This is a genomic window from Paraburkholderia sp. NPDC080076, from assembly GCF_050281145.1.
Taxonomy (GTDB): Bacteria; Pseudomonadota; Gammaproteobacteria; order Burkholderiales; family Burkholderiaceae; genus Paraburkholderia.
In genome coordinates this window covers 442,134-456,132 of record NZ_JBNNWQ010000002.1, presented here as the reverse complement: position 1 = coordinate 456,132, position 13,999 = coordinate 442,134, and the positions used below count along the sequence as shown (strand labels likewise).

General features: G+C 56.0%; 10 protein-coding genes. 5 read left to right on the top strand and 5 right to left on the bottom strand.

From position 1 onward, the window contains the following. Positions 1–17: 17 nt before the first annotated feature. A complete protein-coding gene (locus ACQKRQ_RS09410; RefSeq protein ID WP_427476540.1) occupies positions 18–380 on the top strand; it encodes a hypothetical protein in 363 nt (120 codons plus the stop codon). Positions 381–996: 616 nt separating this feature from the next. On the opposite strand, the gene ACQKRQ_RS09405 is transcribed toward ACQKRQ_RS09410, so the two are convergent. The 4 genes from ACQKRQ_RS09405 to ACQKRQ_RS09390 all read right to left on the bottom strand — a co-directional run bounded on the left by ACQKRQ_RS09405 (position 997) and on the right by ACQKRQ_RS09390 (position 6,565). After that, complete coding sequence (locus ACQKRQ_RS09405) at positions 997–1,320, bottom strand: hypothetical protein (RefSeq protein WP_427476538.1); 324 nt, start codon at positions 1,318–1,320, stop codon at positions 997–999. Next, positions 1,305–2,894, bottom strand: a complete 1,590-nt coding sequence (locus ACQKRQ_RS09400; RefSeq protein ID WP_427476536.1) for a recombinase family protein — start codon at positions 2,892–2,894, stop codon at positions 1,305–1,307. The genes ACQKRQ_RS09405 and ACQKRQ_RS09400 overlap by 16 nt, the downstream gene beginning before the upstream one ends. A 1,380-nt stretch (positions 2,895–4,274) precedes the next feature. Further along, positions 4,275–5,306 (bottom strand): phosphotransferase enzyme family protein, encoded by a 1,032-nt coding sequence (locus tag ACQKRQ_RS09395; RefSeq protein ID WP_427476534.1) that lies wholly within the window; start codon positions 5,304–5,306, stop codon positions 4,275–4,277. Positions 5,307–5,602: 296 nt separating this feature from the next. Then, positions 5,603–6,565 carry a diguanylate cyclase gene (locus ACQKRQ_RS09390; protein WP_427476532.1) on the bottom strand — a complete coding sequence of 321 codons (963 nt, stop codon included), beginning with the start codon at positions 6,563–6,565 and terminating at the stop codon, positions 5,603–5,605. On the opposite strand from ACQKRQ_RS09390, the gene ACQKRQ_RS09385 reads away from it, so the two are divergent. Beyond that, on the top strand, positions 6,564–6,935 hold the full coding sequence (locus tag ACQKRQ_RS09385) for a hypothetical protein (protein ID WP_427476531.1): 372 nt from the start codon (positions 6,564–6,566) through the stop codon (positions 6,933–6,935). The genes ACQKRQ_RS09390 and ACQKRQ_RS09385 overlap by 2 nt on opposite strands. 157 nt (positions 6,936–7,092) lie before the next feature. On the opposite strand, the gene ACQKRQ_RS09380 is transcribed toward ACQKRQ_RS09385, so the two are convergent. Further along, positions 7,093–7,842, bottom strand: coding sequence for an HNH endonuclease (locus ACQKRQ_RS09380; RefSeq protein ID WP_427476529.1), 750 nt, complete (start codon positions 7,840–7,842; stop codon positions 7,093–7,095). Positions 7,843–7,931: 89 nt separating this feature from the next. On the opposite strand from ACQKRQ_RS09380, the gene ACQKRQ_RS09375 reads away from it, so the two are divergent. The 3 genes from ACQKRQ_RS09375 to ACQKRQ_RS09365 all read left to right on the top strand — a co-directional run bounded on the left by ACQKRQ_RS09375 (position 7,932) and on the right by ACQKRQ_RS09365 (position 13,961). Beyond that, positions 7,932–12,035, top strand: coding sequence for an NACHT domain-containing protein (locus tag ACQKRQ_RS09375; RefSeq protein ID WP_427476527.1), 4,104 nt, complete (start codon positions 7,932–7,934; stop codon positions 12,033–12,035). Between the two features lie 134 nt (positions 12,036–12,169). Further along, the gene (locus tag ACQKRQ_RS09370; RefSeq protein ID WP_427476525.1) at positions 12,170–13,078 is read left to right on the top strand and encodes an H-NS family nucleoid-associated regulatory protein; all 909 of its coding nucleotides are present in this window, start codon (positions 12,170–12,172) and stop codon (positions 13,076–13,078) included. 403 nt (positions 13,079–13,481) lie between these two features. Then, on the top strand, positions 13,482–13,961 hold the full coding sequence (locus ACQKRQ_RS09365; RefSeq protein WP_427476523.1) for a hypothetical protein: 480 nt from the start codon (positions 13,482–13,484) through the stop codon (positions 13,959–13,961). Positions 13,962–13,999: the final 38 nt, after the last annotated feature.

Below are 13,999 nucleotides of genomic sequence, written 5' to 3'. Positions count from 1 at the left end.
GCTGCTGGTGTTACAAAGTGAACAATCTGCTCAATATGGACCTTCGGGCCCGCGCCGAACTGCTCGCCTACCTTGTTTCGGGGCACCTGCTGGCGAGGCAATTGACAGGTGACTGGCTTTCGCCCGACCACGTCGTTGAGTCCACCACTTTGTGGATGCGCCGCAACGGCGCCGGCGCTGACGTTATGCAGCGAGTCATGCTTTCGAGCCGGGCTCTTGAGGTAGCACAAGTGTTGGAGGCGGCACAATTACCCGCATTCACACCTGACATGGTCATCACATTGTTCGCCGAAAATTTGCGGCTTGATTTCAGGTCGGAAACCGCGAGGGCCATATATCAGCACTGTCTAAACCAGCTTGTCGCTACTCGGTGGTTCTAGCTGGCTTTGATACCAGGTGCCGCACGTTTGCCTCGGTTTCTTTTGCGAGCGCCCGCGGCGCTTGCAGTCGGAGCATAAGGAAGTTTCATCGGGCGTCCGGGCTCAATTGCGACGTCCGCCGCCGTGACCAAGGCATCCAGTACGATGGCGAACTTCGGATGGTGCAAGTGAAGCCAGCTGGCGACGACCTCATTCCGCATCCACTTGCGGACAAAACTGGCTGCAAGCGCTAGATAAATCAAGTCGTCGTCGTAGTGCGACCGCAGTTCTGCGCAGTCTCGCCGCATTTGAAGAAGCCCTTGCTCCATCTTGGCCAGCCGAGCCGCGCAATCTGCGTGAGACTGTCGCCCGCGTGCATCATCGGCTCTCCCAGTGGAGGTCGTCGCTGCCAACAGCGCCCGAGCGAAATCTCCGCTCAGATTGTCTACCGCTACCATAGTCCGGGTCGCTGAAATCTGACGCGCCGGGACCATCCTCGCGAGCGCAGCGACTGTCCTCTTCGGGAGCGTTTGCCCGATAACCAGAGCAAACGCTCGCTCGCAAATGTCAGGTGGCCTTTCGCCACCGGCTCGCTCCTCAGTCGAGCGACGTACGAACCTGGCAGCCCGAGCATGCGTCATCTAGGTCGCTCCATGAGACGTTGACGAACGAGCTCCGGTATCGAGGTGAATCCTTCTGCCCGCAAAAGCGCCACGAACGCCGGGTCCGCAAGCAGTTCCCTCAAGACATTTGCAGTCAACGCCGCCTCCCCGCGCGTTCCATCCATGCGGCTGATTGCAGTCCGCTGCCGTGCGCATTCAACCTTCAGAACCTCTTTCGCCTTGGTTTCCGGCGTCGCGCGTCCTTCGCGGCTACCATGCTTGCGCATCTGTTGTTGGTCGTTAGGCTCTGCTCTCGATGAGCTCAGTTGACGACTTGGGGGCGTCACTTCGAACTCCATCGAGATGTCGGGGGCGCCAACACTGCCAGCGGACTGTCCTGGGCGATTTCAAGCAGATATCTCAAATCCGGATGCTGGTATGCCTTGAAGTGCGATTGGCCGTGCCGGTGGACCACGGTGTATGCGCCCGGAATAAGGCTCCCACGTGGAAATATGTGAAAGTCGAGCAGTTCTGCGTCTGCGCGCTCGATGCGCCCATAGACAAGGAAATCTACCGGGAAACAGTCAGGCCAACGCGCAACCCAGTAAGGCACGTGTCCACCGATAAGCCATGGGCTGCGAACAACAAGCTTCAATCTCAAACAGCCGTCGAGACAAAGAGTATCTGTGTGCTTTGCGTACCGCACGTCATGGCCGCGACCTTCCAGCATTTCAATGGTGACATCAACGACCCGCTTTTCCATGCAACGCTCGATAGAACGGTTTTCGGAGCGAGCGGGGTCGAGGTTCGGTGTGTAGCCTATCGCCTTGTATGCCTCGTTTAGGCTCCCAAATTCGCGCATGACCTGCTCAACGGAAGGTGCGCTTCGGTAGTGCCTCAAAGTAGCCTGACTGAGTTTGCCGGCTCTTTTTATGACTTTGTGCAGACCGTCTGCAATCTCGTCTCTCGTTGGCCTCCGCCGGCCTCGCTCCATTTTCTGTTGAACGACAGTGAAGATGCGTTTGTCGACCACAGGCTCAAACGCTCCGTGCACACGAATCCAGTCCTGGTGTGGAACCCGCTCCCACGGATTGGTCAATTTCGAAGTGGTGCGGCTATAGACGTTGGTGCCAATGTATGCCTCGTTGCGGAGGATGTTCAGGATGTTTTGACCTTGCCACGGCCGTCCGAAACCGTTGCTAATGCCGAAATCATTGAGGCGCCTTGCTATCGCGGTCCCGGTAATCGTTTCCGTTGCGTACCATTCGTAAATTTTTCGAATCAACGCGGCTTCGCCGTCGGGTGCCGGCGCGATGATGACGCGGTCGGTTTGAACGCTTTTGTATTCGTAGCGGTCGAGCGACTGCTTGATGCGGTGGTCTGAGTCAAGAAGGATGCGACGTAATCCGTACCCGGGCGGGCCGCCCGCATGGAATCCGCGCTGAACATTGAGACAGTGTCCCAGGAAAACCTTGCGGGACATTTCACGACTAAACTCCGCAGCCATGGCTCGTTTCAACGCCTTTAACACTGATGTCGCCGGGCTTCCGTCGTTATCAAAGGGCTCCGCAACGTAAACTACATTGACCCCAGCGCGCCGACAGGCATATTCATAAAACGCGGCCTCGTCGACATCTTGAAATCGGCCCCACCGGCTGACGTCGTACACAAGCACGGTGGTAAATTTGCGCTTTGGATTATCAACGTCCAATAACAACTGCATGAGGGCCGGCCGCTCCCGGAGGGTCAAGCCACTAATGCCGGCATCTTCGTATTCGCGCACAATACGAAAGTGATGAGCTACTGCATAGTCTGCAATAGCCTGTCTTTGAAAAACCGGGGAGTATTCCTGTCGGTCGGTCGACATACGTATGTACTGTGCGGCACGGAGGGGCACAGATGGACTTGCTCGTCGACTTTGCGCAGATAGCATGTCACCCGTCCGAATGCAGCACAGGTCAGTGATAGTGTTTTTGCAGGGGAAGTCAAGGCGGGGGCGATTCACTGCCTTGAAAAGGCAAGACTTGCATCCCCGTGGTCGCCCTGCAGCACGTCATGAAGGCGGATTAACATTGTGGGCAGGTCGGGGCAAGAGGACACTGCCTTTTCGCAGGTCTGCGAATCACTTCGTCCTTACTGGCAATCTTGAGGGCGAGCTGGCCGATACGGGCCCTGTCCCGCCAGTCCATCTTCGGCCCATTTTTCTCGAGCCATTGACGGCAGCACTTAACGATATGGTCCATTCACCTGACGCGAGCCGAGACGGCTCGACCACCTGTCAGCCCGTTGTCCGCAATCAGGCTCGAGTGTCTTGGTAGGTTCATAGCTCGCGACGGGACGGTGTCGAGTCGCATCGCACAGTTGCTCGCACTTGAAATCGATGTCCTAGCCATTTCCCTTTCCCTCGTGACATATCATTAACTGCGCACGCTTCCCACCGAAGCCCTCTTAAGTTCCCAAGCAAGGTATGGATGCAATGAGAGGGCGACGACCCTCCGCGTTCAGATGCGTATCCTCTTACAGTCGCCTGATAGGAAGGAGGAGCGCCTGTGGAATACCCGTTGATTCTCGGATTCGGCATCGTCGTTTTAGACGTCATCGTATGGCGCTTCCGTATGCCTGCAAATGAGCTCGTACGGCTCTTCATCCGACTGGCATTTTTTTCTGCGCTGAGCTGGGTGCTTTTCTCCTCCGGTCTAAGCCCAATCACCCAAACGAGTCCCGAGAGCGCGGCCCGGTTGCACTGGTTAGGGCAGGTGCTCGAGATAATCTGGTGGTTGATGGGCGCTCGTCTGCTGACTCTCTCACTGGACACACTGCTGTTGCCAAGCGCCTGGCGAAGGCAACGGCTATTCTCGGACGTGTTCGGGGCCGTGGTATTTCTGGCCGCAATCGTGGCCGGGGGCTACCGATGCACGTGTCGATTTCGACGCTCACGCCTTCCGTGCTGTATCAGCTAGGCAAGGACGACATGACGGCGTTCTCAAAGACCATCCGGAGGTCGCAAAGCAGCTATGTCAGCAACTAGCCTACCGGCAGGACGCGCTGGGTAAGTTGACGACCCAGACCTCAATCGAGCAGGAAAAAGGTCATTCGCTATTTCAGTGGCTGTTTGACAAAGTTCGGCACCTGCATTCGCTGCACGATGATTCTTAGACCATCCGATGGCAGCCCCGGCTGTGAAGGCTGTGATTGCCAAGGTCCTCGGGAAATCAACATGGTTTGACGTCAACGGGACTGCTTCGTCGAGGTGGTGTCCCTTCCGCGACATCAATGGGTTACGCAGAAAAGGTTATCGAGAATGGCGAGGGCTTTAGGCACCCGGAGTTGTAAGGCATTGCCATTCTTTGACGAGCTCAAAGTTCTTGCGAAACCATGGACCGCGGAATACCCTCAGGCCCATTCGATTCAGACGGCTCGCGTACTCACCCATCAGCCAGAAATGCCGGATTGCGACGAACGTCGTGATTGCCTGGAAGTCGGTCGAAGTGACCGGCTCAACGCTGCAATAGCCATCCACAAAATGCCCCCAGTTGGCCTCAACCTTTTCGTCCGGTTTGGCGAGTTGCCGTCCGAGCAAATTGCTCCAGAGATAGACAGCAAGGTCGTAGGCAACGTAGCCAGGGCCACCGTCGTCGAAGTCGAAGAACGAGGCTACGCGCGCCCCACCGGGGCCCTCGCTCATCAGCGTGTTTCCTCCATGGCAATCGCCATGGCACGCAACACGTGTGAGGTTGGTGAGCGTCGCTATTCGTGCTTCAAGGCTTTGCGCAATCGAATTCAACAGGTCGCGAACGTCTTCGCTCAAATCCCTAAGCGCCAACAGACGGGCTAGCGGGCGGCGCAGGAGATGGTCAAAATCAAGCCGGTAGTTGCTCTCGGGCCCCGCATAGTCTCGGGACAGCACGTGAATACGCGCCAGCTCAGCGCCCATCGCCGCAATGTCAATTGGCTCATTTCCCGGCGGTTTGCCCGAAAGAAAATCGAAGACTACCAAAGAACGCGGCCCTTCGGGCGCGGCGACCTCTATACTGTGTGCCCCATCTTTGGCTATCCAGGGAGCGGCGACCGCCGCTCCGGCGCGTTTCAGATGCTGGAGCAAAGCCGTCTCGTAGTCGACATTCGGCACACCTCTTTCCAGGCGAGAACTCAACCGGGCGGCGCAGCGCCGACCGTCTGTCAGAGCAACGTCGTAGATGTCGTTAAAGCCCGACTGCAACAACGTGCAAGCATCGATTGTTCCGATTCCGAAATCTCGTTCAAGCACTCTGCGAATTTCGTCGCCCCCGATGGTCGAATAGACCACCTGCATTGAGCTTGGACCATCCGTCTCTGTGGTCGGCATCGTCGTAATCCTTCGAGAAAAGAGCATCAGCGTGAGATTATGCTCTAGCTCTTCGCCCGAAAAATATCATTGCATCGGACTCGATGCATTGCATTAAACTGCGACTTGATGCATCTCGCATCATTCTTTTAGTCACGGTCCGCCAGCGCTCGAATTCAATCTGCGACGATAGGGTTGTTTGTTAATACTGTCGCTGTCAGCGGCAATCTTAGACTTCTGGACCGGCGTCATTTCCTCGTTAATCAACATAAGCTGATTACGCGCACTAACGGCCTGCCGCCGAGTGCGTCGGCGCGTCAAGTTGCCTCTAAAGTACGCCGATGAAAAACCCGGTTTCGTCCAAGACGTTTTGCGTCATACAACGCTGAGTCAGCTAACTCCAGCAATTCGCTGGGGTTGGTAGCGTCGGCTTCGCTCATGTGTGCGACGCCTATGCTTAGCGTAAGAGCGCCAAGAGGACTTTCTTCGTGTGCGACCGCTAGTCCCTCAATATTGGCTCGAATCCGTTCGGCCGCTTCGACTGCTTCGGCATATGAACAGCTACTGAGCGCGACAACGAACTCTTCGCCGCCATATCGAGCAAGCAGGTCGGCTTCCCGTATCGCTGCCTTGATGCATTTGCCAACGGTCTTTAGACACTCGTCGCCGGCCGAATGGCCATACCTGTCGTTGTATTTCTTAAAAAAATCTACGTCAATAAATAGTACGGCCGTCTCCGGAACTGCCGCAGTTCCCGGTGCCGGTACACAATATGAGTTGAACTCGGCATCGAAGAAGCGTCTGTTCCCAAGCCCGGTCAGACTATCGACGTAGGCCAGCTGCTTCAACTTCTCTTCTTCCGCGTTTCGACGTTGTTCGGACAATACGCGGGTATTAATGTCCCTGACGGTAAACGCCATCGCTGCATGTCCGTCGGTCGGTTCGGCGGGCATCGCGGCAATGAAACTCCGGACCCATATGAAAGACTGGTCTCCGCGCCGTAATCGGTATTCGACAGACTCCTCCATGTGCTCCGTGCTCGCAGCTGTCATCGCCTGCTTGAGGCGGTGCCAGTCATCCTGATGGACCATCCGTTCTATTTTGCATCCAACCAGGTCGTGGGGTTCGTATCCAAGGGTATGTCTTACGCGGGGAGATACATACTGGAACTCGCCGTTCGAAGCGAGTTGAATAATGACTTCGTCGGAGTGTTCAGCTACCGCCGAGCTCGCGGTTGTTGAAGCAGTGGTCTGCAGGCAATCGCCGACCACGAAGTTCATGAACGCGGACCTCAGGCATCACTTTCAAAAGCTTTTCGAATACTCGAAGTGTAAGTTGTTCTTCCATCTCACCTACGCGTACCACAGCCCAATTAGTGCCGTCGTCGCCGAGTTGGAAGTGATGGCGGAGCAAAATGCGGCTGACCACTGCAAGTTCATCGACCGAAAGGCAATTCCGTCACGGGACTCAAAGCCCGGTGGTTTCCGGGCTCGATACAAGGCTGATGTGGAAGAGATTGTCGTTGTGTTCCTTGTTCTAGACATGCAACAGGACGACCTTAGGGGTGCAGCGAAAAAAGCTGCACCAAGCGCAGCTCGAAAGCCTCGCGTTCAAACTGCGATGACGGTTCGGCGAAAGAGTAAAGACTAAGCCGTGAGACGTCCGGAGAATTCCCCTCCGTTGCAAACGTGTGTCTTTCCCCCAGCGGTTTGGACGTCTTGCGAACGGGGTTTCTAGGGTGAGGCCACGCGTGTCCGTACCCACGAACACGCAATTGGGCGTTCATCAAATGCCGTCAGCAGCGCCTTTACGAAATCAGCGTTCGTAGCCTGTCAATGTCCATTGCTGGCCTTTCGGAGTGAAGCATCGCGTGGCAGTTGGGGCAGACAGGGCGCAAATCTTTAATCGGGTCCACTTCGTATTCGGCACCAATAGAGGCAATGTCGAGCATGTGGTGGACGTGGATGAAGCCGCGTCCAAGGGCTCCGTAGCGCTGCTCGAAATCGAATCCGCAAACGAAGCACTTGCATCCGTAGTGAGCAATAGATTTACGCCTCGCTTCCGCATTTCGTTCATACTGGTTGACTAGCACGGTACGAAGCGCACCTTCGATGAGTACCGAATCGTGTTCGTCGACCTCGTCGGGGAAGATAGGCGGCAGTTCAGCAGTCTCAGAAACGAGACGCGCATGCAGTGCTCGTTGGTCTCTTCGAAAGACACGGCGCCCTTCCGCAGCTTTATTTGAGCGCTCGTAATACTCGATGTTCAGCATGACCGCCCGAAGGGCCAGTGCTCGTCCTGCTTGTCCTTCGTCCCGAGTAATGCCATTGACGAAACACTCAACCGCAGGGTTCCCCAACGCGCGGTTGTACTCCGACCCTGTCCGCATCGCCTTGTAGCCAGCAAAAAACGCGTCGACCGTGCCTGGCTTTGTGCGCAGTCGAGCAACCAGGTCGTTACGAGCGTCCTTCTTGCTCATTCGCTCCTCGTAGACCTGCTTCGCAATATCGTAGGCGACTTCTACTTCTGCCGGGGCGAAGTCTTCGCGGTTTGGCATGTCTTTCTCTTTGTGGATGTAACGATTCGATTTTATAATACATACAGGCTATAAATGGAGATAACGACTGCGAGGTCGTCGCGACGAAAGTGACAGAAGATATTTTTATCCAACGCAGCGCAACTCTCAAGAAATCCGATTCTGGAAGTGACTCACGTCTTCTTTCGGACTGGGAATTTTTAGATGCCTATGTTTTGCTTGGCGAGCCGGGGGCTGGGAAGACCACCGCCTTCAAAGCCGAAGCCGAACGCATGGGAGAGGCGGCGTATTACGTCACCGCACGCGACTTTGCGGTACTGAAATTACCTGTCGATGCGCGGGGAAAAACGATGTTCATCGATTCGTTGGATGAACGCCGGACCGACTCGGTTTCGCCATTTACGGCACTGGACGAGATTCGTAAGGCTCTGCAGGAGGCTGGATGTCCTCGCTTCCGGCTCTCTTGCCGAGAAGCGGACTGGGTACAGAAGGGGGACAGTGATTTGGGAAAAGTGTCGCCCTCCAAAAAGGTCGAAACACTTTGGTTGAATCCTCTAAACGAGGCCGAGATTCTCGAGGTTCTTGGACGCATGCCTTCGTCCAAGGCGATTGAACCAGTTGCATTCCTGCAGGAAGCGAAGGTCCGAAAACTGGACCCACTTCTCTCGAATCCTCTCTTTTTGAAGCTCCTGGCTGACGTGGTCCAGAAGGACGACTGGCCAGAAAGTCGCAGCGACACATATGCGGCGGCCTGCAAGCTCTTGGTGCGTGAGCACAATCGCGCCCACCAGGTGAGCCGCCCCATTCGAAATTCAATAAATTCCGAACGTCTCTTATCCGCAGCTGGAAAGCTAGCCGCGGTGATGCTCCTTTCAAACTGTTCGGAAATCCATATCGGAGCGGTCGATACGGCTGCTGCTGATGCGTTCCATATTGACGATTTGCCGTCGGACCTTAATGTCGACAAGGCAATTGCTATGGCTGCACTTGATACCAAGCTATTCTCCGCTGAAGGGGATTCGCGAGTTCCGGTGCATCGAACGGTCGGCGAATACCTGGCTGGGCGGGCAATTGGGGATTTGGTATCGAATCATGGCCTGCCTTTGCAACGCGTGCTCGCAATTATGAGTCTGGCAGGTACTCAGACAGTCGATGTGCTACGAGGCGTACATGCTTGGTTGACGCTCTTCTGCGTTAAGGACACAGACGTACTTATCGCGAACGACCCTTTAGGGCTTGTATTGTATGGTGACGTCAAGCCGTTTTCCGTTGGACAAAAGACGAAATTGCTCTTCGAGTTGCAACGCGCGGCAACGGAAAATCCATGGTTTCGCAACGAAAACTGGGAAGCCCATCCATTTGGAGCGCTCGGTACGGCCGACATGGGGCCGACGTTCGCGCGATTCCTCCAAAATGCGTCTCGGGACATGGGGCATGAAGCCCTCGTCGTTTGCATCCTCGATGCGATTCGCTTCGGCGATACGATTCCAGGTCTTGCAGGTATCTTTGAGGAAATTGCTCGGGACGAAACTCGAGCGCAACGAGTACGGTTCGGCGCCGTCGCGGCGTGGCTCCGCGACGGCTCCTTCGAACTTGACCCCGCTCGACGCTTACTAAGCGATGTTTCGTCGGGAGCGGTAAAGGACCCGGACGACGAAGTTCTTGGGAAGTTACTGGATTGTCTTTATCCGACGCATTTGTCAGTGAGAGAAGTTTTCGCGTGTTGCAGGCCACCGAAGCGACCGAACCTAATCGGTCAATTCAGGATGTTCTGGGCGGTCGAGTTCAATCGTATTCTTCCGAACAAGGATTTGACGGCGGCACTAGAGACGCTCGACGAGATTCTCATGGCACCAGCAGCGCGCAACGACATCGATACACCAACTCGCGCCTATGACATGACACGCGAGGTCGCCGCGAAGGTACTGATGCGCGCGGTAGAGGTAGAGGGCGAGGCGATTGCTGCAGCTCAGTTGTGGGAGTGGTTTTCGTTGGGACTAGATAAGTATGGTTCCGCAGGGCTTGAATCGTCGACCATTCAATTCCTTAGTGACTGGTTGAGCCATCGTCCCGAGATGCAACGACGGCTTGTCTCGGAAGGCGTTAGGCGAATGTCAGATAACGCGACGACGATGGATATTCACAATGTCGAAAACCGCCTATACGACGCGAGTCGCCCTGCAGACTGGTATCGCTGGCTCCTTGAGCTCGCCAGCGCATCCTCTGACGAAGTATTTGTTCAATACTGCGTTGACCGGGCAGCATTCGCTGCGGTCAACCTGACCGAGCGGTTCGACATTACTTTAGAAGCGCTCGAGAACTGGATAGAGGCCAACCAGCAGCGTTGGCCTCAAGCGCAACAATGGGTGGAACGGAACACGGCGTGGCGGCTTGACTCTTGGCAGCGACGCCAGTTCGAACACAAACATCAGGTCGAAAGTCGGCGCCAGCAGGAGCGCGCGGAAAGACAAAACAATTTTGGGGAGCGTCTTCGCGGTCTTTTGACGGGCGCACGAGATGACTGGCTCGTCCAGCAAATCGCGTTGGCCTACGACAAGATGTTTTCTAACATTGAAGGCGAAACGCCGTTGCAGCGAGTAGCCGAACTGCTCGTCGTGGACGATGACGTCGCAAAGCAGGCGATAGACGCGGTGAAGCGGCTTGTCACTGCCGACTACCTTCCATTGCTAAGCAGCATCATTTCGGTGGGCCGGAAGGCAGGCCAAACCTACACTTTGTCCTATCCGGCGTTGCTCGCCGCGAGACTTTGTTTCGCTGGCGGCGATGACGTGAAATCTTGGAAGCCAAGCGTGGTTGAAGCATTGCTCGGCTTCTACATGGTGGATGCCGGCGCGCCGATGCCCGACTGGATGCGAGCAATTGCCGAGGACAATCCAGGCTCACTTTCGAACCTGATGCTCACTTGTTGGGAAGCGCAACTGAATGATGGTCGCGCTCCCAACGTCGATGCGCTTCAATTTTTGAGAGATGAGGATGCGCCAAAAGGTTTGGTTGAGGACCTGCTGCCGCGCGTTCTCAACACTATTGCGGCCGACCCGGACGAACGCATACTGCATTTCTTTAACGCCGTCCTGCTGACAGGAGCGGAAAGGCATCTACGACCCGATGCCATTTCAGGTGCCCTGAAGCATCTCCTTTCCAGGTCTGGCACAAGCGACAAGTTCCAATTGGCGTTGCGCATGGGGCTCTTCGTGACCGACCCGCAAAGCCAGATTGACGCGATTGAAACTGACGCGTCGAAGCGACCAGACGGTACGTACCTCCTTGCGAAGGCTTTCGAGCAAAGAGGGCAAGGTGCTTACGACGCCTTGGCGTTGCATCCAGCCATCGCCGCTCGCATGATTCGGGTACTCGCGTCGGCACCTAGTATCCGGACCCCCTCCGACGATGAGAGCTATGACTCTCCGTACAACCATCAGAGCGCGGTATTGCAACGAATCGCTCATCTTTTGGCCGCATCCTTGTCGCCTGATGCGGAACAGGCGCTGCGAGAGCTCCGACAGGACCCCGCGCTGGAATTGTGGCGTTCGTGGCTCGGCGCTCTCTATTTTCAGCGGGACCGGAAGGTCAAGAATCAGCAATATGTGCCGCCGATGCCGGTTGAGGTGCTGAATGTCCTCGCCAACAAAGCGCCCGCAAACTCCAGAGACATGGCTGAATTATTGAGGGACCACCTCAGTCATGTTGCTCAACGAATACATTTCGAGGAGACGAATCTTCTGGACCTGTTCTATGACCGGGACGAGAAGGGTGTACTGACACCAAAGAGCGAGAACTCTTGCCGCGACGTGCTCCTTGGCTTGCTGCGCGACTCGCTGGCGTTGAGGTCTGTACAGATAGAGAAGGAAAGTCTCGCAGCCGCCGAAAAGCGTGCTGATATGCAGGCAACCATCTTCGCCCAGAGCGGCCGGCGAATCTTGCCCGTCGAGATAAAGAAAGATAACCACAAAGAACTGTGGTACGCATGGCGTGACCAACTAGAACCCCGATATATGCGCAACCCGAGCGCGGAAGGCGTAGGCGTCTTCGTAATTCTATGGTTCGGCCACAAAACGAAGGTGGGACCGGATGGCCGAAAACCGAAATCGGCCCAACAGTTGGCAGAAATGATGAGTGCACTCATACCTGCCGAATATGTGGGGCATATCGTCGGGCTGGTTGTCGACTTGTCCCGAGGCCTATCACGAGGATAGGCGGGGCGCGTTGTTGCCGGTCATGCTAGTTAGGATGGCTGAAGCCGGTAACGAATCATTCAGTTGCGTGGCCGGAGCGGTGACGACCGCGGCGAGCGCATGGCATATTGCTGCATAGTCAACGGGAGAGAGAGATGTCCACGCTGGAATCACTGCAAGCAAAAATCAAGAAGCTGGAACAGCAAGCTGAAGCGCTAGTTGTGAAAAAGTCGTCGGATGTCATCGACAAGATTCGGAAGCTGATGGCAGAGCACGGCCTCACGACTGTAGACATCGGTGGCCTCGTTGGTCGCGCGAAGAAGGTCGGAGCGAAGACTGTCGGCAATAAGAGTGCTGCTGCGGTCAAGTATCGCGACCCCAAGAGTGGCGCGACATGGACCGGACACGGCCGCGCCCCGAGTTGGATTGGGAACGCAAAAAACCGCGACAGGTTCTTGGTTGACCGCGGGACGGCGACGGCGAAGCCGGCACCTGCTGGCAAGGTGAAGGCCGCGGGAAACTACGTTCGCGGGCCGCAGCCTGCGCTTTATCGTGACCCAAAGAGTGACGCGACTTGGAGCGGGCGTGGGCGGGCGCCGACGTGGATTGCTGAAGCCAAAGACCGCAGTAAATTTCTGATTGCAGGTCGTAAAGAAGGGACCGTTGCGGCGACCGCGGGTGTTGTGAGCAAGACGAAAGCTGCGTTGAAAAAGGCCTCGAAGGCAGTTGGTGCGACCTCTACCAAGGGTCAGCCCAAAGACCCGCAGTCGGCTAAGTATCGCGACGCGAAATCCGGCGCAACTTGGAGCGGACGCGGTCGTGCTCCGGCGTGGCTGGCTGGTGCCAAAGACCGGTCGAGGTTTTTGATTGGTGGCAGTAGCACGGCGGCCGACGCGAAATCCACGGTCACGAACGCTGTTGCGAAGAAGGTCCAGACGGCGAAGAAAACTGCCGCCAAGAAGGCCGCGAACGCGAAGGTGCCGGTTAAGAAGGCGCCGCGCAAGAGCGTGGCCGTGCCCGCTCCGGTGGCCACAGTCGAGTCTGGCGCCGAGTTGACGACCTAAACGTAGTTGTCAGGTGCCCGGTGGAGCAACGATTTTCTGGTTTCACCGGGTAGCATACTAGGCTCAGTTCAGACCGAACCAAAGCGGGCCGAAATCATGAACGTGTGCGGTCGTGTCAAATCGTTCGCAACGAGACGCATGCAAAGACGTGAGCTGAATCGGCAGCGGGCGACAGGGCTACTGCTCGCGGATGCCATTTCTGTACTCAACGATGCGAGAGCCGGGCGACTATACAGCGAGGCCGAACTTCGACGATGAAGGCGAGCCAGCCTACATCGTGTCCAGCCACTTTTCGCCGCGTATTGGCACGGCACAAAGGTGTCACACTTATTCTTACCACACGACGCGTAAAGTCGTCGCTATAGATAGTAGTCCTTGCTCCGTCAAGTAAGAGGTGGACGAAATGCTAATACTGACGTTTTACGCGAATTTGCGCGGCGATTGGGTCGGCGAACTGTTCGACAACGAAACGCGACTTCTCGCGACGACACATCCCGCAACGATTGCCGCAGCCATCTTCGCGATGGAGGGGTACAGCCTGCACGTCGAGACGTACGAAGGAAGCTTCACGATGCAATTTCCGTTCGACATTGACGAGAGGGACCTGCTGGGTGACCTGATGCAAGACGAGAAAATGGGCAAATGGATGAGTCTGTTCTGTTTCTACTCACACTTTGATTTCGCCAATCCTCTGCCTTGCGACTCTCGTCCGGATATTCATTTTCGCACGGCGGTCCACCACCTGCCACGGAGACTCGTGAAGGTTCATCCATCGGGTCCGAAGCCTATGGATTTCGAAAAGCTGCTGGAAGAACGGAATCGGTCCATCTACTATCCTCGGCATTGGGCGTTGAATAGAACGCGTGGTAATAGTAACGGGTGACATTGAGTGATGCATGACCGTGCAAGCGAGTTCACAGA